General features: G+C 70.3%; 20 protein-coding genes. 18 read left to right on the top strand and 2 right to left on the bottom strand.

The annotated features are described in order from the left end of the window. Positions 1 to 78 precede the first annotated feature (78 nt). The 12 genes from OG462_RS10335 (at position 79) to OG462_RS10280 (ending at position 12,552) form a co-directional block, all read left to right on the top strand. Positions 79 to 621 carry a hypothetical protein gene (locus OG462_RS10335; protein ID WP_406056624.1) on the top strand — a complete coding sequence of 181 codons (543 nt, stop codon included), beginning with the start codon at positions 79 to 81 and terminating at the stop codon, positions 619 to 621. Positions 622 to 736: 115 nt separating this feature from the next. Next, positions 737 to 1,651: a pyridoxal 5'-phosphate synthase lyase subunit PdxS gene (gene pdxS, locus OG462_RS10330; RefSeq protein ID WP_209493853.1), complete on the top strand. Its 915-nt coding sequence runs from the start codon at positions 737 to 739 to the stop codon at positions 1,649 to 1,651. 6 nt (positions 1,652 to 1,657) lie between these two features. Then, positions 1,658 to 2,248, top strand: coding sequence for a pyridoxal 5'-phosphate synthase glutaminase subunit PdxT (gene pdxT, locus OG462_RS10325; RefSeq protein ID WP_406056621.1), 591 nt, complete (start codon positions 1,658 to 1,660; stop codon positions 2,246 to 2,248). A 62-nt stretch (positions 2,249 to 2,310) separates the two neighbouring features. Continuing rightward, positions 2,311 to 3,063 (top strand): YebC/PmpR family DNA-binding transcriptional regulator, encoded by a 753-nt coding sequence (locus tag OG462_RS10320; protein WP_406056620.1) that lies wholly within the window; start codon positions 2,311 to 2,313, stop codon positions 3,061 to 3,063. 168 nt (positions 3,064 to 3,231) lie between these two features. Continuing rightward, positions 3,232 to 3,795, top strand: coding sequence for a crossover junction endodeoxyribonuclease RuvC (gene ruvC, locus OG462_RS10315; RefSeq protein WP_073914711.1), 564 nt, complete (start codon positions 3,232 to 3,234; stop codon positions 3,793 to 3,795). Next, on the top strand, positions 3,792 to 4,424 hold the full coding sequence (gene ruvA / locus OG462_RS10310; RefSeq protein ID WP_406056618.1) for a Holliday junction branch migration protein RuvA: 633 nt from the start codon (positions 3,792 to 3,794) through the stop codon (positions 4,422 to 4,424). The genes ruvC and ruvA overlap by 4 nt, the downstream gene beginning before the upstream one ends. Positions 4,425 to 4,512: 88 nt before the next feature. Then, on the top strand, positions 4,513 to 5,592 hold the full coding sequence (ruvB, locus tag OG462_RS10305; protein WP_406056616.1) for a Holliday junction branch migration DNA helicase RuvB: 1,080 nt from the start codon (positions 4,513 to 4,515) through the stop codon (positions 5,590 to 5,592). 165 nt (positions 5,593 to 5,757) lie between these two features. Next, entirely contained in the window at positions 5,758 to 6,234 is a 477-nt protein-coding gene (yajC, locus tag OG462_RS10300; protein WP_406056613.1) for a preprotein translocase subunit YajC, read from the top strand. 144 nt (positions 6,235 to 6,378) lie between these two features. Continuing rightward, entirely contained in the window at positions 6,379 to 8,154 is a 1,776-nt protein-coding gene (gene secD, locus OG462_RS10295; RefSeq protein WP_406056611.1) for a protein translocase subunit SecD, read from the top strand. A 1-nt stretch (position 8,155) separates the two neighbouring features. Then, entirely contained in the window at positions 8,156 to 9,238 is a 1,083-nt protein-coding gene (gene secF, locus OG462_RS10290; RefSeq protein WP_406056609.1) for a protein translocase subunit SecF, read from the top strand. Continuing rightward, a complete protein-coding gene (locus tag OG462_RS10285) occupies positions 9,235 to 9,786 on the top strand; it encodes an adenine phosphoribosyltransferase (RefSeq protein WP_406056607.1) in 552 nt (183 codons plus the stop codon). Before secF ends, OG462_RS10285 begins: the two co-directional genes overlap by 4 nt. A 276-nt stretch (positions 9,787 to 10,062) precedes the next feature. Beyond that, positions 10,063 to 12,552 carry a RelA/SpoT family protein gene (locus OG462_RS10280; protein WP_406056605.1) on the top strand — a complete coding sequence of 830 codons (2,490 nt, stop codon included), beginning with the start codon at positions 10,063 to 10,065 and terminating at the stop codon, positions 12,550 to 12,552. A gap of 66 nt (positions 12,553 to 12,618) precedes the next feature. On the opposite strand, the gene OG462_RS10275 is transcribed toward OG462_RS10280, so the two are convergent. Both OG462_RS10275 and OG462_RS10270 read right to left on the bottom strand, forming a co-directional pair. Continuing rightward, positions 12,619 to 13,848, bottom strand: a complete 1,230-nt coding sequence (locus OG462_RS10275; RefSeq protein WP_406056603.1) for a DUF349 domain-containing protein — start codon at positions 13,846 to 13,848, stop codon at positions 12,619 to 12,621. A 199-nt stretch (positions 13,849 to 14,047) separates the two neighbouring features. Next, positions 14,048 to 14,857 carry a peptidylprolyl isomerase gene (locus OG462_RS10270; RefSeq protein ID WP_406056601.1) on the bottom strand — a complete coding sequence of 270 codons (810 nt, stop codon included), beginning with the start codon at positions 14,855 to 14,857 and terminating at the stop codon, positions 14,048 to 14,050. A 172-nt stretch (positions 14,858 to 15,029) separates the two neighbouring features. On the opposite strand from OG462_RS10270, the gene OG462_RS10265 reads away from it, so the two are divergent. The 6 genes from OG462_RS10265 to rpsD all read left to right on the top strand — a co-directional run bounded on the left by OG462_RS10265 (position 15,030) and on the right by rpsD (position 21,048). Then, the gene (locus tag OG462_RS10265) at positions 15,030 to 15,737 is read left to right on the top strand and encodes an MBL fold metallo-hydrolase (protein WP_030316256.1); all 708 of its coding nucleotides are present in this window, start codon (positions 15,030 to 15,032) and stop codon (positions 15,735 to 15,737) included. A gap of 10 nt (positions 15,738 to 15,747) precedes the next feature. Next, positions 15,748 to 17,010 (top strand): histidine--tRNA ligase, encoded by a 1,263-nt coding sequence (hisS, locus tag OG462_RS10260; protein ID WP_406056599.1) that lies wholly within the window; start codon positions 15,748 to 15,750, stop codon positions 17,008 to 17,010. 167 nt (positions 17,011 to 17,177) lie between these two features. After that, entirely contained in the window at positions 17,178 to 17,804 is a 627-nt protein-coding gene (locus OG462_RS10255) for a vitamin K epoxide reductase family protein (protein WP_406056597.1), read from the top strand. Positions 17,805 to 17,895: 91 nt separating this feature from the next. After that, positions 17,896 to 19,254, top strand: coding sequence for a replication-associated recombination protein A (locus OG462_RS10250; protein ID WP_406056595.1), 1,359 nt, complete (start codon positions 17,896 to 17,898; stop codon positions 19,252 to 19,254). Positions 19,255 to 19,385: 131 nt separating this feature from the next. Further along, entirely contained in the window at positions 19,386 to 20,078 is a 693-nt protein-coding gene (locus OG462_RS10245) for an HNH endonuclease family protein (protein ID WP_406056593.1), read from the top strand. Positions 20,079 to 20,433: 355 nt separating this feature from the next. Then, positions 20,434 to 21,048, top strand: a complete 615-nt coding sequence (gene rpsD, locus OG462_RS10240; RefSeq protein WP_024758279.1) for a 30S ribosomal protein S4 — start codon at positions 20,434 to 20,436, stop codon at positions 21,046 to 21,048. The last annotated feature ends 9 nt before the right edge of the window (positions 21,049 to 21,057 follow it).

Genomic DNA, 21,057 nt, shown 5'->3' with positions numbered 1-21,057 from the left:
CCCCCGCCCGCCCGCACGACGGGGGGACGCCCACCACCGGGAAGGCGGGCCGCCGCCTCCCCGGTAGCCTTTGCGCCCGTGACCGAAACCCTGATCTGGACCGTCGTCGCGCTGATTCTCATCGGCGTCTATCTCAGCTGGACCGCCGGACGGCTCGACCGACTGCACTCCCGTATCGACGCCGCCCGCGCGGCCCTGGACGCGCAGTTGCTGCGCCGGGCCTCGGTCACCCAGGAGTTGGCCACCTCCGGTGTCCTCGACCCGGCCGCCTCGATCGTGCTGTACGAGGCCGCGCACGCCGCGCGCCAGGCCGAGGAGGACCATCGGGAGGTCGCCGAGAGCGAGTTGAGCCAGGCCCTGCGGGTCGTGTTCGGCGAGCCCGAGCAGGTGGAGCTCGTACGGGAGGCTCCCGGTGGCGAGGAGGCCGCGGAGGAGCTGGCGGCATCCGTCCGCCGGGTGCCGATGGCCCGCCGGTTCCACAACGACGCCGTGCGCGCCGCCCGCGCGCTGCGCCGTCACCGTACGGTCCGCTGGTTCCGGCTCGCGGGCCACGCGCCCTTTCCGCTGGCCTTCGAAATGGACGACGAGCCGCCGGTGGCCCTTGCCGATCGCCCGGCCTGACACCTTCAGCCTGCGAAAACGATCCACCGGGTCCACATTGGCCCTTGCTGTGGACTGCATGTGGACTGTTTCCTCAATCTAGTCGTCAACCCCTGTTGTCACGAGTGAGGTACCCGTGTCCACCACGCCTTCCGTTTCCCCCCAGTCCCCCGAGACCGGCACCGCCCGTGTGAAGCGCGGCATGGCCGAGCAGCTCAAGGGCGGCGTGATCATGGACGTGGTCAACGCCGAGCAGGCGAAGATCGCCGAGGACGCCGGCGCCGTGGCCGTCATGGCCCTGGAGCGGGTCCCCGCGGACATCCGCAAGGACGGCGGCGTGGCCCGCATGTCCGACCCGAACATGATCGAAGAGATCATCGGCGCGGTCTCCATCCCGGTCATGGCCAAGTCCCGCATCGGCCACTTCGTCGAGGCCCAGGTCCTGCAGTCCCTCGGCGTCGACTACATCGACGAGTCCGAGGTCCTCACCCCGGCCGACGAGGTCAACCACTCCGACAAGTGGGCCTTCACGACCCCCTTCGTCTGTGGTGCCACCAACCTGGGCGAGGCCCTGCGCCGCATCGCCGAGGGCGCGGCCATGATCCGCTCCAAGGGCGAGGCCGGCACCGGCAACGTCGTCGAGGCCGTCCGCCACCTGCGCCAGATCAAGAACGAGATCGCCAAGCTGCGCGGCTTCGACAACAACGAGCTGTTCGCCGCGGCGAAGGACCTGCGCGCCCCGTACGAGCTCGTCAAGGAGGTCGCCGAGCTCGGCAAGCTCCCGGTCGTGCTGTTCTCCGCCGGTGGTGTCGCCACCCCGGCCGACGCCGCGCTGATGCGTCAGCTCGGTGCCGAGGGCGTCTTCGTCGGCTCCGGCATCTTCAAGTCGGGCGACCCGGCCAAGCGCGCCGCCGCCATCGTGAAGGCCACCACCTTCTACGACGACCCGAAGATCATCGCGGACGCCTCCCGCAACCTGGGCGAGGCCATGGTCGGCATCAACTGCGACACCCTCCCCGAGTCCGAGCGCTACGCCAACCGCGGCTGGTAATCACTCATGACCACACCCGTCATCGGTGTCCTGGCACTCCAGGGCGACGTACGGGAGCACCTGATCGCCCTGGCCGCGGCTGACGCCGTGGCCAGGCCGGTCCGGCGCCCCGAGGAGCTGGCCGAGGTCGACGGCCTCGTCATCCCCGGTGGTGAGTCCACCACCATCTCCAAGCTGGCAGAGCTGTTCGGCATGGCGGAGCCGCTGCGCGAGCGCATCGCCGCCGGCCTGCCGGTCTACGGCACCTGTGCCGGAATGATCATGCTCGCCGAGAAGATCCTCGACCCGCGCTCGGGCCAGGAGACCTTCGGCGGCATCGACATGATCGTCCGCCGCAACGCCTTCGGGCGGCAGAACGAGTCCTTCGAGGCCGGCGTCACCGTCACGGGCATCGAGGACGGGCCCGTCGAGGGCGTCTTCATCCGGGCCCCCTGGGTGGAGTCCGTCGGCGCCGAGGTCGAGATCCTCGCCGAGCACGAGGGTCACATCGTCGCCGTACGGCAGGGCCGGGCGCTCGCGACCTCGTTCCACCCCGAGCTCACCGGGGATCACCGCATTCACGCCTTGTTCGTCGACATGGTGCGCGCGGCACGCTGATCCGGTCCCGGTAGGATCTCTGGGGTTCGTTCAGAAATGGGTTACGCGAAGGAGACAGGCAGATGTCCGGCCACTCTAAATGGGCTACGACGAAGCACAAGAAGGCCGTGATCGACGCCAAGCGCGGCAAGCTCTTCGCGAAGCTGATCAAGAACATCGAGGTCGCGGCCCGCACGGGCGGCGCCGACCTGGACGGTAACCCGACGCTGTTCGACGCCGTCCAGAAGGCGAAGAAGCAGTCGGTCCCGAACAAGAACATCGACTCGGCGCTCAAGCGCGGAGCGGGTCTCGAGGCCGGCGGCGCCGACTACGCCACGATCATGTACGAGGGCTACGGCCCGAACGGTGTCGCGGTGCTCATCGAGTGCCTCACCGACAACCGCAACCGCGCCGCCTCCGACGTGCGCGTGGCCATGACCCGCAACGGCGGCTCCATGGCCGACCCGGGCTCGGTCTCGTACCTGTTCAACCGCAAGGGCGTCATCGTGCTCGCCAAGGGCGAGCTGTCCGAGGACGACGTCCTGGAGTCGGTGCTCGAGGCCGGTGCCGAAGAGGTCAACGACCTCGGTGAGTCCTTCGAGATCATCAGCGAGGCCACCGACCTGGTCGCGGTCCGTACCGCCCTCCAGGAGGCCGGCATCGACTACGACTCCGCCGAGTCCAGCTTCGTCCCGACCATGCAGGTCGAGCTCGACGAAGAGGGCGCGCGCAAGATGTTCAAGCTGATCGACGCGCTGGAGGACAGCGACGACGTGCAGAACGTCTTCGCCAACTTCGACGTCAGCGACGAGATCATGGAGAAGGTCGACGTCTGATCGCGGCCGTTCGACCGCTCGACGAAGGCTCTGCGACAGCGGGCCGACGGGGACACGCCCCCGTCGGCCCGCTGTCGTTCGTGCGGCGTTGTCAGTGGCAGCGGATAGCCTGCACAAACTGGTGATCGACGGGATCGACCGGACCGGCTTCGGTGGGAGGGGCACGGCGTGCGTGTACTGGGGGTCGACCCTGGCCTGACGCGGTGCGGCGTAGGCGTCGTCGAAGGCGTCGCCGGACGGCCCCTCACCATGCTCGGCGTGGGCGTGGTGCGGACGGCTGCGGACGACGACATCGGCGTGCGCCTGGTCGGCATCGAGCGTGGCATCGAGGAGTGGCTCGACCGCTTCTCGCCCGAACTCGTCGCCGTGGAGCGGGTGTTCAGCCAGCACAACGTGCGTACGGTGATGGGCACGGCCCAGGCCAGTGCCGTCGCCATGCTCTGCGCCTCACGCCGCGGCATCCCCGTCGCCCTGCACACTCCCAGCGAGGTCAAGGCCGCCGTCACCGGGAGCGGACGTGCCGACAAGGCACAGGTCGGAGCCATGGTGACCCGGTTGCTCCGGCTCTCCGCCCCGCCCAAGCCCGCCGACGCCGCCGACGCCCTCGCCCTCGCCATCTGCCACATCTGGCGGGCCCCCGCCCAGAACCGTCTCCAACAGGCCGTCGCCGAGAACCGTCTCCAGCAGGCGGTCGCCCGGCAGGCGGCCGCAGTGAAAGGCCGAACCCGATGATCGCCTTCGTCAGCGGCCCGGTCGCCGCGCTCGCCCCCACCACGGCCGTCATCGAGGTCGGCGGCGTGGGCATGGCCGTCCAGTGCACCCCGGGAACGCTCGCGGGACTGCGGATCGGTGCGGACGCCCGGCTCGCCACCTCCCTCGTCGTCCGGGAGGACTCCCTCACGTTGTACGGCTTCGCCGACGACGACGAGCGGCAGGTCTTCGAGCTCCTCCAGACCGCGAGCGGTGTCGGGCCCCGCCTCGCGCAGGCGATGCTCGGGGTGCACAGCCCGGACGCCCTGCGCATCGCCGTGTCGACGGGTGACGAGAAGGCCCTCATGGCCGTTCCCGGCATCGGCAAGAAGGGCGCGCAGAAACTCCTCCTCGAACTGAAGGACAAGCTCGGCGCGCCGCTCGGCAGCAGCGGGATGGTCGGCGCGCAGCGAGCGGCGGCGTCCGGACCGGCGCCGTGGACGGAGCAGTTGTCCGCCGCGCTGATCGGTCTCGGATACGCGAGTCGCGAGGCGGAGGAGGCGGTGGCCGCGGTGGCGCCGCAGGCCGAGGAGGCGATCGCCGCGGGAGGCTCGGCGCCCGTGCCGCAGCTGCTGCGCGCGGCCTTGCAGTCCCTGAACCGCGCGCGCTGACGACGAACCGCCGCGCGGGCCTTCCCCCACCCCCGGGGGCCGCCGCCGCGCACAGACCACCGCACCACCACCGAGAAGGCAGACATCCGTGAACTGGGACGACGAGACCACCGGTGCCGACGAGGCACGCATCGTCGGTGCCTCCGCCGAGGGTGACGACCAGGCCGTCGAGGCGGCCCTGCGCCCCAAGGACCTCAGCGAGTTCGTCGGTCAGGAGAAGGTCCGCCAGCAGCTCGACCTGGTCCTCAAGGCCGCCCGCCAGCGCGGCGCCACCGCCGACCACGTGCTGCTCTCCGGCGCCCCCGGCCTCGGCAAGACGACCCTCTCGATGATCATCGCCGCCGAGATGAACGCGCCGATCCGCATCACCTCGGGCCCTGCCATCCAGCACGCCGGAGACCTCGCCGCGATCCTCTCCTCCCTCCAGGAGGGCGAGATCCTCTTCCTCGACGAGATCCACCGCATGTCCCGGCCCGCCGAGGAGATGCTCTACATGGCGATGGAGGACTTCCGCGTCGACGTCATCGTCGGCAAGGGCCCCGGCGCCACCGCCATCCCGCTCGAACTCCCGCCGTTCACCCTGGTCGGCGCCACCACCCGGGCCGGGCTCCTGCCGCCCCCGCTGCGCGACCGCTTCGGCTTCACCGGCCACATGGAGTTCTACGACCCGGGCGAGCTCCAGCGCGTGATCCACCGCTCCGCCGGACTCCTCGACGTCGAGATCGACCCCGCCGGCGCCGCCGAGATCGCCGGCCGCTCCCGGGGCACCCCCCGTATCGCCAACCGTCTGCTCCGCCGCGTCCGTGACTACGCGCAGGTCAGGGCCGACGGAGTGATCAACCGGGAGATCGCCGAGGCGGCCCTCAGCGTGTACGAGGTCGACGGCCGCGGCCTCGACCGGCTCGACCGCGCCGTCCTGGAGGCCCTGCTCAAGCTGTTCGGCGGCGGCCCGGTCGGTCTCTCCACCCTCGCCGTCGCGGTGGGAGAGGAGCGCGAGACCGTCGAGGAGGTCGCCGAACCCTTCCTCGTACGCGAAGGTCTGCTGGCCCGTACGCCCCGTGGTCGGGTCGCCACTCCCGCGGCATGGGCGCACCTCGGACTCGTTCCACCGCAGGCAGCGGGCCCGGGGACGCCAGGAAGCGGACAACAGGGGCTCTTCGGGGCGTGACGGTGCTGACACTCGCCCGGACAGGAACCAGGGTGCGATGCTGGACGTTGTTCCATCGATGCGGACTCGCCTAGACTCCGCCGATGCCGCCCTTTCTGGTCGGCGCGCCCACCCCCGAAGATCAGGCCGCGGGTTCTCCGCGACCGTGCGAAGGAAACCCGTCCCGTGAGCATCGTGACCCTCCTCCCCTTCATCGTCCTCATCGGGGCCATGTTCCTGATGACCCGCTCTGCCAAGAAGAAGCAGCAGGCGGCGGCGCAGATGCGCAACGAGATGCAGCCCGGCACCGGCGTACGGACGATCGGGGGGATGTACGCCACCGTCAAGGAGATCGGCGACGAGACCGTCCTCCTCGAGGTCGCGCCCGGCGTCCACGCCGTCTACGCGAAGAACTCGATCGGCGCCGTCCTCGAGGACTCCGAGTACAACCGCATCGTCCACGGTGACGACGAGGACTCGGACTCCGACACCGTCGTCCCGGACGACGCCTCGTCGCTGACCGAGGCCGCCGAGGCCACGGAGACCGCCGAGGTCGAGGACGCTGCGCCGAAGGCCGATCTGACGAAGAAGTCGGACGCGGCCGAGGCCGCCACCGAGGGGCAGAAGGACGGCAAGACCGACGGCGAGACCGACGCCAAGTAGTCGCGGCCGGGGCCACCGCGCACGCCCACCGGCGCGCGCGGTCCCCGAACGGTTCCAAGGTCTGCGGGGGCAGGTCCCCACACACACTTCGTGGCCGTCTCACGCATACCCGGCGCGAGACGGTTGGACAGGGAGATACGACAGGTGGCAGCACCGAAGAAGGGCCGAAGGCCGGCGGGGGGACAGAGCCGGCCGGGCCGCGCCCTGGCACTCATCCTGATCGCCATGGTCGCGCTCACCGGCGGCATGTTCTGGTCGGGGCACACCACCCCGCGCCTGGGCATCGACCTCGCCGGCGGCACGTCGATCACGCTCAAGGCCAAGGCTGATCCCGGCCAGGAGTCGGCGGTCAACGAGACCAACATGAACACCGCCGTCGGCATCATCGAGCGCCGTGTCAACGGTCTCGGTGTCTCCGAGGCCGAGGTCCAGACGCAGGGCCGCGAGAACATCATCGTCAACATCCCTCGCGGGACGAACGAGAAGCAGGCCCGGGAGCAGGTCGGTACCACCGCCCAGCTCTACTTCCGGCCCGTTCTCGCGGTGACGGACGGCGGACCCGCGGTGGCGCCCAGCGCCAGTTCCTCCGGTTCCCCCTCGGCCACGCCGAAGCCGTCCGCCTCCACCTCCGGCTCGTCCGTGGGTGAGAAGTCGGCCACCCCGACCGCCACCGGCTCCGCCCAGGGCCGGGCGCTCACCGAGGCCCTCAAGGCCCCGACGCCTACGCCGACCGGCAGCGCCTCGTCGTCCGCGACGCCGAAGGCCACCGGGACCCCGTCGGCGACCCCGACGCCTGACGCCGCCACCGCGGCGCTCCAGCAGAAGTTCGCCTCCCTGAACTGCCTCGACGCCAAGCAGCGCTCGTCCGCCGGCCAGGGCGTCCTGCCGGCCCAGCCCACCGTGGCCTGTGGCGAGGACGCGCCGGGCGTGTGGTCGAAGTACCTCCTCGGCCCGGCCGAGGTGGAAGGCAAGGACGTCGACGACGCCAAGGGCGTCTTCGACCAGCAGCGCGGCATGTGGATCGTCACCATGGACTTCACGAGTGGTGGCTCCAAGAAGTTCCAGTCGATCACCGGCAAGCTGTCGGCGCAGGCCGACCCGCAGAACCGGTTCGCGATCGTCCTGGACGGCGAGGTCGTCTCGGCGCCCTCGGTGCGCCAGACGCTGAGCGCCAGCGCCGAGATCTCCGGCAACTTCAACCAGCAGTCCGCCCAGGACCTCGGCAACATCCTGTCGTACGGTGCCCTGCCGCTCTCCTTCGAGACGCAGAGCGTCGACACCGTCACCGCCGCACTCGGCGGTGACCAGCTGCAGGCCGGTCTGATCGCCGGCGCCATCGGCCTGGCTCTGGTCATCATCTACCTGGTGGCCTACTACCGCGGCCTGTCGCTGATCGCCATCCTCAGCCTCGGCGTCTCCGCGCTGCTCACCTACGTGCTCATGGCCCTGCTCGGCCCGGCCATCGGCTTCGCGCTGAACCTGCCGGCCGTCTGCGGCGCCATCGTCGCCATCGGCATCACCGCGGACTCGTTCATCGTGTACTTCGAGCGCATCCGCGACGAGCTCCGCGAGGGCCGCACGCTCCGCCCGGCCGTCGAGCGCGCCTGGCCGCGTGCCCGTCGCACCATCCTGGTCTCCGACTTCGTGTCGTTCCTGGCCGCGGCCGTGCTCTTCATCGTCACCGTCGGCAAGGTCAAGGGCTTCGCGTTCACGCTCGGCCTGACCACCCTGCTCGACGTCGTCGTGGTGTTCCTCTTCACCAAGCCGGTCATGACGCTCCTCGCGCGGACCAAGTTCTTCGGCGACGGTCACGCCTGGTCCGGCCTGGACCCGAAGCGACTCGGCGCCAAGCCGCCGCTGCGCCGCACCCGTCGTGCCAATGCCTCTGCCGCTGGCCCTGTCGACCCGAAGGAGGCGTGAGATGTCGAAGCTCGGCGATCTCGGCGCCCGGCTCCACCGCGGTGAGGTCGGCTACGACTTCATCGGCAACCGCAAGATCTGGTATGGCCTGTCCATCCTGATCACCATCACCGCCATCGTCGCCCTGGCCGTCCGCGGCCTCAACATGGGCATCGAGTTCCAGGGCGGCGCGGTCTTCACCACCCCGAAGTCGGAAGTCTCCGTCAGCCAGGCCCAGGAGTACGCGGAAGAGGCCTCCGGCCACGACGCGATCGTCCAGCAGCTCGGCAACGGCTCCCTGCGCATCCAGGTCGGCGGCCTCGACACCGCGCAGTCCGACCAGGTCCGCTCGGAGCTCGCCAAGGACCTGAACGTCCCCGAGGACAAGATCGCGGCGGAGATCGTCGGCCCCAGCTGGGGTGAGCAGATCGCCACCAAGGCCTGGACCGGCCTCGCGGTCTTCATGATCCTCGTGGTGATCTATCTGGCCATCGCCTTCGAGTGGAGAATGGCGGCCGCGGCGCTCATCGCGCTGATCCACGACCTCACGATCACGGTCGGCATCTACTCGCTGGTCGGCTTCGAGGTCACCGTCGGTACGGTCATCGGTCTGCTGACGATCCTCGGTTATTCGCTGTACGACACGGTCGTCGTCTTCGACTCCCTCAAGGAGCAGACGAAGGACATCACGAAGCAGACCCGCTTCACGTACAGCGAGCTGGCCAACCGCTCGATCAACGGCACCCTGGTCCGTTCGATCAACACCACCGTCGTCGCGCTGCTGCCGGTCGCCGGCCTGCTCTTCATCGGTGGTGGCGTCCTCGGCGCCGGCATGCTCAACGACATCTCGCTGTCGCTGTTCGTCGGTCTCGCCGCCGGTGCGTACTCCTCGATCTTCATCGCCACCCCGCTCGTCGCCGACCTCAAGGAGCGCGAGCCGGCGATCAGGGCACTCAAGAAGCGCATCATGGCGAAGCGGGCCGGCGCGGCCGCCAAGGGCGAGTCGTACGACGGCTCGGACGAGACGTCCGCCGGCGACCCCGAGGCCGCCGTCGTCGGTCCCCGGGTGAGCCGTCGGGGCCGTGCCCAGGAGCGCCGAGGATGACCGCAGAGGCCCAGGACGTCACCGACCTCCTGCTCAGCCGCATCCGCGACGTACCGGACTACCCGAAGCCGGGCGTGCTGTTCAAGGACATCACGCCGCTGCTCGCGGACCCGGAGGCGTTCACGGCGCTCACCGACGCCCTCGCCGCGCTGTGCTCCGCGCACGGCGCGACGAAGATCGTCGGCCTCGAGGCGCGCGGCTTCATCCTGGCCGCCCCGGTGGCCGTCCGCGCGGGCCTGGGCTTCATCCCGGTCCGCAAGGCCGGCAAGCTCCCCGGGGCGACGCTCCGCCAGGCGTACGAGCTGGAGTACGGCACCGCCGAGATCGAGGTGCACGCCGAGGACCTGGCCGCGGGCGACCGCGTCATGGTCATCGACGACGTCCTCGCCACCGGTGGCACGGCCGAGGCCTCCATCGAGCTCATCCGCCGCGCGGGCGCCGAGGTGGCGGGCGTCGCGGTCCTGATGGAGCTCGGCTTCCTGCCGGGCCGCGCCCGTCTGGAGCCCGCCCTGAACGGGGCACCGCTCACGGCACTCATCCGAGTGTGATGCTTCACGTACGACGATCCCCCGCCCGATGACGGTCGAGGGATACGGCACAGGGCGCCCGGGACCTCCCGAGGCGCCCTTCGTCGTTCCCGCACGTCGTCACGCTGCCAGGCGGTCCGCCGGAACCGACGGCCGCCGGACAGCGGGGTTCGCGGGCCGCGTGAGCCCCGCGCTCCCCGGGCGAGCGGCCACCGCGTTGCGCACCGTGACCCGTGGCTCGATACCATGGCCTTTCCGGGCCTGACCGGGGGACCCGGCACCGCACGAGGAGCGCTCTTGCCAGACGAGGCCCAGTCACTCTCCGCCGCGCAGCCCGACCCGAAGGCCGAAAAGGCCGCGCCGGGGACCGGCACGCCCCAGAACAAGCCCGCGGAGACCGGGCCCCCGCCTGCCGCGCCCGCGCCCGCACCGGCCCCCGAGACGCCCACGCCCGCGCCCGCACGGCCCGCGCCGGCCGCGCCCGCACGCTCCGGCGGCTCGTCCAACCGCGTCCGTGCCCGCCTCGCCAGGCTCGGCGTCCAGCGTTCCTCCCCGTACAACCCGGTCCTCGAACCGCTGCTGCGGATCGTCCGATCCAACGACCCGAAGATCGAAACGGCGACTTTGCGCCAGGTCGAGCGGGCCTACCAGGTCGCCGAGCGCTGGCACCGCGGCCAGAAGCGCAAGAGCGGCGACCCGTACATCACGCACCCGCTCGCCGTCACCACCATCCTCGCCGAGCTCGGCATGGACCCGGCGACCCTGATGGCCGGTCTCCTGCACGACACCGTCGAGGACACCGAGTACGGCCTCGACACCCTGCGCCGCGACTTCGGCGACCAGGTCGCGCTCCTCGTCGACGGCGTCACCAAGCTCGACAAGGTCAAGTTCGGCGAGGCCGCGCAGGCCGAGACCGTCCGCAAGATGGTCGTCGCCATGGCCAAGGACCCGCGCGTCCTGGTCATCAAGCTCGCCGACCGCCTGCACAACATGCGCACCATGCGCTACCTCAAGCGGGAGAAGCAGGAGAAGAAGGCCCGCGAGACCCTCGAGATCTACGCACCCCTGGCCCACCGCCTGGGCATGAACACCATCAAGTGGGAGCTGGAGGACCTCGCCTTCGCGATCCTCTACCCCAAGATGTACGACGAGATCGTCCGGCTCGTCGCCGAGCGCGCCCCCAAGCGGGACGAGTACCTCGCCATAGTGACCGACGAGGTCCAGGCCGACCTGCGCGCCGCCCGCATCAAGGCCACCGTCACCGGCCGCCCCAAGCACTACTACAGCGTCTACCAGAAGATGATCGTCCGCGGCCGTGACTTCGCGGAGATCTACGACCTGGTGGGCATCCGCGTCCTCGTGGACACCGTCCGCGACTGCTACGCGGCCCTCGGCACCGTCCACGCGCGATGGAACCCGGTCCCCGGCCGGTTCAAGGACTACATCGCGATGCCGAAGTTCAACATGTACCAGTCGCTCCACACGACGGTCATCGGACCCAACGGCAAGCCGGTCGAGCTGCAGATCCGCACCTTCGACATGCACCGCCGCGCCGAGTACGGCATCGCCGCGCACTGGAAGTACAAGCAGGAGGCCGTCGCCGGCGCCTCCAAGGTGCGCGCCGACGTGCCGAAGAGGACCGGCAAGGACGACCACCTCAACGACATGGCGTGGCTGCGCCAGCTCCTCGACTGGCAGAAGGAGACCGAGGACCCCAGCGAGTTCCTGGAGTCCCTGCGCTTCGACCTCTCCCGCAACGAGGTCTTCGTCTTCACGCCCAAGGGCGACGTCATCGCGCTGCCCGCCGGTGCCACCCCCGTCGACTTCTCGTACGCCGTCCACACCGAGGTCGGCCACCGCACCATAGGAGCGCGGGTCAACGGGCGGCTCGTGCCGCTCGAATCGACCCTCGACAACGGCGACCTGGTCGAGGTCTTCACCTCCAAGGCCGCCGGCGCCGGGCCCTCCCGCGACTGGCTGGGCTTCGTCAAGTCACCGCGCGCCCGCAACAAGATCCGCGCCTGGTTCTCCAAGGAGCGCCGCGACGAGGCCATCGAGCAGGGCAAGGACGCCATCGCGCGGGCCATGCGCAAGCAGAACCTGCCGATCCAGCGGATCCTCACCGGCGACTCCCTCGTCACCCTCGCCCACGAGATGCGCTACAGCGACATCTCCTCGCTGTACGCGGCGATCGGCGAGGGCCATGTCACCGCCCAGTCCATCGTGCAGAAGCTGGTCCAGGCGCTCGGCGGCGAGGAGGCCGCCACCGAGGACATCGACGAGGCGACCATGCCCACCCGCGGCCGCTCCAAGCGCCGCTCCAGCGCCGACCCCGGTGTCGTCGTCAAGGGTGTCGAGGACGTCTGGGTGAAGCTGGCCCGCTGCTGCACCCCCGTGCCCGGCGACCCGATCATCGGCTTCGTCACCCGCGGAAGCGGCGTATCGGTCCACCGCAGCGACTGCGTCAACGTGGAGTCGCTCTCCCGGGAACCGGAGCGGATCCTGGAGGTCGAGTGGGCACCCACCCAGTCCTCCGTCTTCCTCGTCGCCATCCAGGTCGAGGCCCTGGACCGCTCGCGACTGCTCTCGGACGTCACCCGGGTCCTCTCGGACCAGCACGTGAACATCCTCTCGGCGGCCGTCCAGACCTCCCGTGACCGGGTGGCCACCTCACGCTTCACCTTCGAGATGGGCGACCCGAAGCACCTGGGCCACGTCCTGAAGGCCGTACGGGGCGTGGAGGGCGTCTACGACGTGTACCGCGTGACCTCGGCCCGCAGGCCGTAGCAGCACGTACGAGGAAGGCCCCCCGGCAGCGAGCCGGGGGGCCTTCCTCGTACGGTCACGGCTCGATCAGCCGCCGAATTCCTCCAGGCCCTTCATGGCCTGGTCGAGCAGGGCCTGGCGGCCCTCCAGCTCACGGGCGAGTTTGTCGGCCTTCGCGTCGTTGCCGGCGGCGCGGGCCGCGTCGACCTGCTTGCGCAGCTTCTCGACCGCGTCCTGGAGCTGACCGGTCAGACCCGCGGCACGCGCGCGTGCCTCCGGGTTCGTCCGGCGCCACTCGGTCTCCTCGGCCTCCTGGATCGCCCGCTCCACCGTGTGCATCCGGCCCTCGACCTTGGGACGGGCGTCACGCGGTACGTGGCCGATGGCCTCCCACCGCTCGTTGAGGGAACGGAAGGCCGCACGCGCCGCCTTCAGGTCCGACACCGGCAGCAGCTTCTCGGCCTCGGTCGCGAGCTCCTCCTTCAGCTTGAGGTTCTCGGTCTGCTCCGCGTCCCGCTCGGCGAAGACCTCGCCGCGCGCCGCGAAGAAGACGTCCTGGGCGCCGCGGAAGCGGTTCCACAGGTCGTCCTCGTGCTCGCGCTGGGCGCGGCCGGCCGCCTTCCACTCCGTCATCAGGTCGCGGTAGCGGGCCGCCGTGGTGCCCCAGTCGGTGGAGTTCGACAGCGACTCCGCCTCGGCGACCAGACGCTCCTTGGCCTTGCGGGCGTCCTCGCGCTGCGCGTCCAGCGAGGCGAAGTGGGCCTTGCGGCGCTTCGAGAAAGCCGAGCGGGCGTGCGAGAAGCGGTGCCACAGCTCGTCGTCGGACTTGCGGTCGAGCCGGGGGAGGCCCTTCCAGGTGTCCACGAGCGCCCGCAGCCGCTCGCCCGCGGAGCGCCACTGCTCGCTCTGGGCCAGCTCCTCGGCCTCCGTGACGAGCTTCTCCTTGGCGGTGCGCGCCTCGTCGGTCTGCTTGGCCTTCTGGGCCTTGCGCTCCTCGCGGCGCGAGTCGACCGTCTCGACGAGCTTGTCGAGGCGGGTCGCGAGCGCGGCCAGGTCGCCGACGGCGTGGTGCTCGTCGACCTGGTGCCGGATGTGCTCGATCGCCGCGGTGGCGTCCTTCGCCGAGAGGTCGGTGGTCCTCACCCGCTTCTCGAGGAGGCCGATCTCGACAACCAAGCCCTCGTACTTGCGCTCGAAGTAGGCCAGGGCCTCCTCAGGGGTGCCGGCCTGCCACGATCCGACGACCTTCTCGCCCTCGGCCGTCCGCACGTACACGGTGCCCGTCTCGTCGACGCGGCCCCACGGGTCGCTGCTCACAGCGCCTCCTCACCATGATGCCGTCGCGGGGTCGTACCCCCCGGGCATCGTCCACAGTTTCCCGGCGGGCCTCGCCCGCCATCCGCAGCGCGGCCGACGGCCCAACGCTGCACAACGCCAATCTAGGCGAACGGCGGCCCGGCTGTCCGCACTCAGCGCGACCGAGATTCACGGTCACGCGTGCGTGCGGACGCCCGGCTCACTTCTTCGCGACGGTCGCCTTCTCGATGGTGACGGCCTTCTTCGGGGCGCCGTCGGTGGCGCCGCCCGTGACACCGGCCGCGGCCACGTCCTTGACCACCTGGAGGCCGGCCGCGTCGATCTTTCCGAACGGCGTGTAGCTCGGCGGCAGCTTGGTGTCCTTGTAGACGAGGAAGAACTGCGAGCCGCCGCTGCCCGGCTGCCCGGTGTTGGCCATCGCCACGGTGCCGGCCGGGTAGGTCACGGAGCCGTCCGAGCCCGCCTTGCCGAGCGCGCCCAGGTTCTCGTCCGGGATCGTGTAGCCCGGGCCGCCGGTGCCGTCGCCCTTGGGGTCACCGCACTGGAGCACGAAGATGCCCTGAGTGGTGAGCCGGTGGCACTTCGTCCCGTCGAAGTACTTCTTCGAGGCGAGGTGCGAGAAGGAGTTCACCGTGCGCGGGGTCTTCGCCGCGTCCATGGTGATCGTGACGTCGCCCTCGTTCGTCTTGAGCGCCATGGCGTACGTGGCCTTGGCGTCCACGGACATCACCGGCTCCGGGCTCGCCGACTCGCTCTGCGAGGGCGCCGGGCTGCTGGGCGAGCTGCTCGCCGAGTTGTCGGAGCCCGCCGCGTTGTCCTTGGGGGAGTCGTCGCCCGTCAGCGCCACGGACGCGTAGACCGCGGCGCCCGCCGCGAGGACCACCGCGAGGGCGGCCGCGACGACGGTGTTGCGGCGCTTCGCCTTGCGTCGGTTCTCCTCCCGCCGCTGCTGCTGACGCGCGTACTTCTCCCTGGCAAGCTGCCGCCGCCGCTGATCGCTGGTGACCACCGGTTCCGCTCCTGTCGCTCGTGTGTTCCTGTCCTGGCCGGATGTGCCCGTACCGTATACGGGTTGGCTGTGGAACCGGCACCGCCGGTAGGCTCTGATCTGCCGCATTCCGCGTTTTCTGCGGGTTCCGCGAATTCCGCGCCCCCGTGCCGGACGACATCTAAGGACGAACGTGCTGATTGCCGGGTTCCCCGCCGGGGCCTGGGGGACCAACTGCTATCTGGTCGCCCCCGCCGCAGGCGAGGAGTGCGTGATCATCGACCCGGGCCACCAGGCCGCCCAGGGTGTCGAGGAGACGCTGAAGAAGCATCGGCTCAAGCCCGTCGCCGTCGTCCTCACCCATGGACACATCGACCACGTCGCCTCCGTCGTCCCGGTGTGCGGCGCCCATGACGTCCCCGCGTGGATCCACCCGTCCGACCGCTACATGATGAGCGACCCGGAGAAGGCCCTCGGCCGCTCCATCGGGATGCCTCTCATGGGCGAGCTGACCGTGGGAGAGCCCGACGACGTGCGAGAACTCACCGACGGCGCCGAGCTGAAGCTCGCCGGTCTGGACTTCTCCGTCGCCCACGCGCCCGGTCATACCAAGGGGTCGGTGACCTTCAGGATGCCGGAGACCACGGAGATCCCCTCCGTGTTCTTCTCCGGGGACCTGCTGTTCGCCGGCTCCATCGGACGCACCGACCTTCCCGGCGGTGACATGGACGAGATGCTCGCTTCGCTGGCCCGTGTGTGCCTGCCGCTCGACAACTCGACCGTGGTGCTGTCGGGACACGGTCCCCAGACGACCATCGGCCAGGAGCGCGCCACGAACCCCTATCTGCGGGACGTGGCCGCCGGCCTCGGGAGCACGGACGCTCCCCGACGAGGAATGTGACGAGATTTTCGTGAGCACCTTCAAGGCCCCCAAGGGCACGTACGACCTGATCCCGGCGACATCGGCGACATACCTCGCGGTCCGCGAGGCGATCTCCGCGCCGCTGCGGAAGTCCGGATACGGCTACGTCGAGACCCCCGGCTTCGAGGACGTGAACCTCTTCGCCCGCGGCGTCGGCGAGTCCACCGACATCGTGACCAAGGAGATGTACGCCTTCGAGACCAAGGGCGGCAGCAAGCTCGCCCTGCGTCCCGAGGGCACCGCCTCCGTGCTCCGTGCCGCCCTGGAGGCCAACCTCCACAAGCAGGGAAACCTGCCGGTCAAGCTCTGGTACTCCGGCTCGTACTACCGGTACGAGCGCCCGCAGAAGGGCCGCTACCGCCACTTCTCCCAGGTCGGTGCCGAGGCGATCGGTGCCGAGGACCCGGCGCTCGACGCCGAGCTGATCATCCTGGCCGACGAGGCCTACCGCTCCCTCGGCCTGCGGAACTTCCGCATCCTGCTCAACTCGCTGGGCGACAAGGAGTGCCGTCCCGTCTACCGCGAGGCGCTCCAGGGCTTCCTGCGTGGGCTCGACCTCGACGAGGAGACGCTGCGCCGCGCGGAGATCAACCCGCTGCGCGTCCTCGACGACAAGCGCGAGGCCGTGCAGAAGCAGCTCGTCGGCGCCCCGCTGCTGCGCGACTACCTGTGCGACGCGTGCAAGGCGTACCACGAGGAGGTGCGCGCCCTGATCACCGCGGCGGGCGTCGTCTTCGAGGACGACGCCAAGCTGGTGCGCGGCCTGGACTACTACACCCGCACCACCTTCGAGTTCGTCCACGACGGTCTCGGCTCGCAGTCGGCGGTCGGCGGCGGCGGTCGCTACGACGGCCTCTCCGAGATGATCGGCGGCCCCGCGCTGCCGTCGGTGGGCTGGGCGCTCGGTGTGGACCGTACGGTCCTCGCCCTGGAGGCGGAGGGCGTCGAGCTCGACATCCCCGCCGCCACCAGCGTCTTCGCGGTGGCCCTCGGCGAGGAGGCGCGCCGCGTCCTCTTCGGCAAGGTCACCGAGCTGCGCAGGGCGGGCATCGCCGCGGACTTCTCGTTCGGTGGCAAGGGCCTCAAGGGTGCGATGAAGGACGCCAACCGTTCGGGTGCGCGTCTCGCCGTCGTCGCCGGTGAGCGCGACCTCGCCGAGGGTGTCGTCCAGCTCAAGGACATGGAGTCCGGCGAGCAGCAGGCGGTCGCCGTGGACGCCCTGCTCGACGCGGTACGGGCCAAGCTGGCCTGACGGACCGTAGGGACGAAGGGGCCCGGACCCACGCACGCGCGTGGGTCCGGGCCCCTCCGCGTCGCCCTTATGTTCGCTTCACTTATCTTCGGCGAACGGTGGGCGCGGTGCCCCGTGCGGCAGAATGACCGTGCCCACAAGGCCCGCGAGCGAGGGAAAAGGCGAACATGACGAAGGCAGCGGTGGACGAGGCCGCGACCGGCCGGCGCGACGACGGCACGATCGGAGCGAGCAAGGCCTTCGCCTGGCTGCTCGTGATCACCGGAGCGGCCGGGGTGCTCGCCGCCTGGGTCATCACGATCGACAAGTTCAAGCTCCTCGAAGACCCGAACTTCGTCCCCGGGTGCAGCCTCAACCCGATCGTCTCCTGCGGCAACATCATGAAGAGCGAGCAGGCCTCGGTCTTCGGCTTCCCGAACCCGATGCTCGGCCTCGTCACGTACGCCATGGTGATCGCGATCGGCCTCGCCCTGCTCGCCGGGGCCCGCTACCGCCGCTGGTACTGGCTCGGCCTCAACGCCGGCACCCTGTTCGGTGTCGGCTTCTGCACCTGGCTGATGTACCAGTCGCTGTACGAGATCAACTCGCTCTGCCTGTGGTGCTGCCTGGCCTGGGTCGCCACGATCGTCATGTTCTGGTACGTGACCTCGCACAACGTCCGCCACGGTGTCATCCCCGCCCCACGCGGCCTCAGGACGTTCTTCGACGAGTTCACCTGGATCCTCCCCGTCCTGCACATCGGGATCATCGGCATGCTGATCCTGACCCGCTGGTGGGACTTCTGGACCAGCTGACGGACCGCGGACGGACCGCCGACGGGCAGCCGACGGACCGCTGACGGGCAGCTGACGGAGACAGCGCTGTCAGTGGCGTGACCTAGGCTTCATGACTGTGGAGCCCGACCTCTTTACCGCAGCAGCCGAAGACCGCCAGGAGAAGGACCCGGCCAGCAGCCCGCTGGCCGTCCGGATGCGCCCGCGCACCCTCGACGAGGTGGTGGGCCAGAAGCACCTGCTCAAGCCCGGATCGCCGCTGCGCCGTCTCGTGGGCGACGGGGACGGCGGCCCCGCCGGCGCCTCCTCGGTGATCCTCTGGGGCCCGCCGGGCATCGGGAAGACGACCCTCGCGTACGTGGTCTCCAAGGCGACCAACAAGCGGTTCGTGGAGCTGTCGGCCATCACCGCGGGCGTCAAGGAGGTCCGGGCCGTCATCGACGGTGCCCGCCGCGCGGTCGGTGGCTACGGCAAGGAGACCGTCCTCTTCCTCGACGAGATCCACCGCTTCTCCAAGGCCCAGCAGGACTCGCTGCTGCCCGCCGTCGAGAACCGCTGGGTGACGCTGATCGCCGCCACCACCGAGAACCCGTACTTCTCGATCATCTCCCCGCTGCTCTCCCGCTCGCTGCTCCTCACCCTGGAGCCGCTGACCGACGACGACCTGCGCGGGCTGATGGCGCGGGCCCTCACCGGCGAGCGGGGACTCGGCGGAGCCGTGACCCTGCCGGAGGACGCCGAGGCGCACCTCCTGCGCGTCGCGGGCGGCGACGCCCGGCGTGCCCTGACCGCCCTGGAGGCGGCCGCGGGCGCGGCCATCGCCAAGGGCGAGCCGGAGATCACCCTCCAGACGGTCGAGGAGACCGTCGACCGGGCGGCCGTGAAGTACGACCGGGACGGCGACCAGCACTACGACGTGGCCAGCGCGCTCATCAAGTCGATCCGCGGCTCGGACGTGGACGCGGCCCTGCACTACCTGGCGCGGATGATCGAGGCGGGGGAGGACCCGCGGTTCATCGCCCGACGCCTGATGATCTCCGCGAGCGAGGACATCGGACTCGCCGACCCGAACGCGCTGCCGATCGCCGTCGCGGCCGCGCAGGCCGTCGCGATGATCGGCTTCCCCGAGGCGGCGCTCACCCTGAGCCACGCGACGATCGCCCTCGCCCTGGCCCCGAAGTCGAACGCGGCGACCATCGCTATCGGCGCCGCCCTGGCGGACGTACGGAACGGCCACGCGGGATCGGTCCCGCCGCATCTGCGTGACGGCCACTACAAGGGCGCGGCCAAGCTGGGCCACGCCCAGGGCTACGTCTACCCCCATGACGTCCCGGGCGGCATCGCGGCCCAGCAGTACGCCCCGGACACCATCCACGGCAAGCAGTACTACGAACCCACCCGCTACGGCGCGGAGGCCCGCTACGCGGACGTGGTCGAGCGTGTGAGGGCCCGTTTGAAGGGCGAGGAGTAGGTCCGGCTGCGGGCGATCGTCCCCGCGGGCCGTGGGGCTGCCCCCGGACGGAGTCCGGGGGCAGGGTGGGCACAGCCCCCAGCACGGCGCACTTCCGCGGGACCCGCACCCCACGCACCTAGCCTCACCCCATGATCCGTAAAGCGGGAGTGCTGCTCCTTGCAGTGAGCGCGGTGGCGTGCGGGCACACCGAGGCACCAGAGCCCAGTGCCGCACTGAACTCCGCCGTCCCCCTCGTCAGCCCCGGCTTCCCGCCCACCCCCGCGCAGGCGAGGACCCAGCTGGCCGCCCTCGAGGTCGCCCGGGGCGAGAACTGGCAGACGTACGAGCGGACGAAGTTCGGGAAGGGCTGGTCCGACGAGACCGACGCCCCCGGCGGGCGCAACGGCTGCGACACCCGGGACGACGTGCTGCACCGGGACCTCTCGGACGTGAGGCTCGGGGACCGGAACCCGTGCGTCGTCCTGTCCGGTGTCCTGCACGACCCGTACACCGGCAAGCAGTTGCCCTACTCGTACCGCAAGGCCTCGCAGATCCAGACCGACCACGTCGTCGCCCTCGGTGCGGCCTGGCGTGCGGGTGCCTGGGCGTGGACGCCCGAGCGGCGGCTGACGTACGCCAACGACCTGGACGTGCTGCTCGCCACCGACAAGCAGACGAACTACGACAAGAGCAGCAAGACCCCGGACAAGTGGCGCCCGCCGAGGACCGCGTACTGGTGCGAGTACGGCCGGCGCTGGACCGGGATCAAGGCGAAGTACGGCCTCACGGTGTCCCCGCCGGAGAAGAAGGCGGTCCAGGAGCTCCTGGACACCTGCCGCTGAGGCCGCCGGACCGCGTGCGAGGGAGTCCCGCGGAGCCGCTACACTGGTCGGGATTGCTGCGTCCCGTGTCCGGCTCCGGTCGGCACACCAGAACGGGACAGTCAGCCGGAGACCCGGCCCTCGGGCGGGGTTTCCAGGAGCGTCGCGCACCTTCGAAGGTGTCGCGGGCAACCCACCACCACCCGGATTCCCGGGCGCGGCGGTGGGTCGTTCGCGTGCTGCACGTATGTGCCCAGACCTGGGAGCGGCTGCCCGGCAGGTCCGTCCTGTACGGACCCGGCGGGTTTCCCGGCTGCGGATGCGACCTCCCCTAACCCTGGTGAAGCCGTTTCGTACACAGTAGAGAGGTTGGTTCATGCCGAACCAGTCCCGTCCCAAGGTCAAGAAGTCGCGTGCCCTCGGCATCGCGCTGACCCCGAAGGCTGTCAAGTACTTCGAGGCCCGCCCCTACCCGCCGGGCGAGCACGGCCGTGGCCGCAAGCAGAACTCGGACTACAAGGTCCGTCTGCTCGAGAAGCAGCGTCTGCGCGCCCAGTACGACATCAGCGAGCGCCAGATGGCGCGCGCCTACGACCGCGCCAAGAAGGCCGAAGGCAAGACGGGCGAGGCGCTGGTCGTCGAGCTCGAGCGTCGCCTCGACGCCCTGGTCCTGCGTTCGGGCATCGCCCGCACCATCTACCAGGCCCGCCAGATGGTCGTCCACGGCCACATCCAGGTCAACGGTGGCAAGGTCGACAAGCCGTCGTTCCGCGTCCGTCCCGACGACGTCGTGATGGTCCGCGAGCGCAGCCGCACCAAGCCGCTGTTCGAGGTCGCCCGTGAGGGTGGCTTCGCCGCCGACGGTGAGACCCCGCGCTACCTGCAGGTCAACCTGAAGGCCCTGGCCTTCCGCCTCGACCGCGACCCGAACCGCAAGGAAATCCCGGTCATCTGCGACGAGCAGCTGGTCGTCGAGTACTACGCCCGCTGATTCGGGCCC

The sequence above is a fragment of the Streptomyces sp. NBC_01077 genome (assembly GCF_045162855.1).
Classification (GTDB): Bacteria; Actinomycetota; Actinomycetes; order Streptomycetales; family Streptomycetaceae; genus Streptomyces.
This window is presented reverse-complemented; position numbering and strand designations above follow the sequence as displayed.

Coding starts and splice junctions, on each gene's coding strand:
- pdxT (WP_406056621.1), top strand. CDS start 1,658: ATGACCACACCCGTCATCGGTGTCCTGGCACTCCAGGGCGACGTACGG.
- OG462_RS10320 (WP_406056620.1), top strand. CDS start 2,311: ATGTCCGGCCACTCTAAATGGGCTACGACGAAGCACAAGAAGGCCGTG.
- ruvA (WP_406056618.1), top strand. CDS start 3,792: ATGATCGCCTTCGTCAGCGGCCCGGTCGCCGCGCTCGCCCCCACCACG.
- secF (WP_406056609.1), top strand. CDS start 8,156: ATGTCGAAGCTCGGCGATCTCGGCGCCCGGCTCCACCGCGGTGAGGTC.
- OG462_RS10285 (WP_406056607.1), top strand. CDS start 9,235: ATGACCGCAGAGGCCCAGGACGTCACCGACCTCCTGCTCAGCCGCATC.
- OG462_RS10255 (WP_406056597.1), top strand. CDS start 17,178: ATGACGAAGGCAGCGGTGGACGAGGCCGCGACCGGCCGGCGCGACGAC.
- OG462_RS10250 (WP_406056595.1), top strand. CDS start 17,896: ATGACTGTGGAGCCCGACCTCTTTACCGCAGCAGCCGAAGACCGCCAG.
- OG462_RS10245 (WP_406056593.1), top strand. CDS start 19,386: ATGATCCGTAAAGCGGGAGTGCTGCTCCTTGCAGTGAGCGCGGTGGCG.
- rpsD (WP_024758279.1), top strand. CDS start 20,434: ATGCCGAACCAGTCCCGTCCCAAGGTCAAGAAGTCGCGTGCCCTCGGC.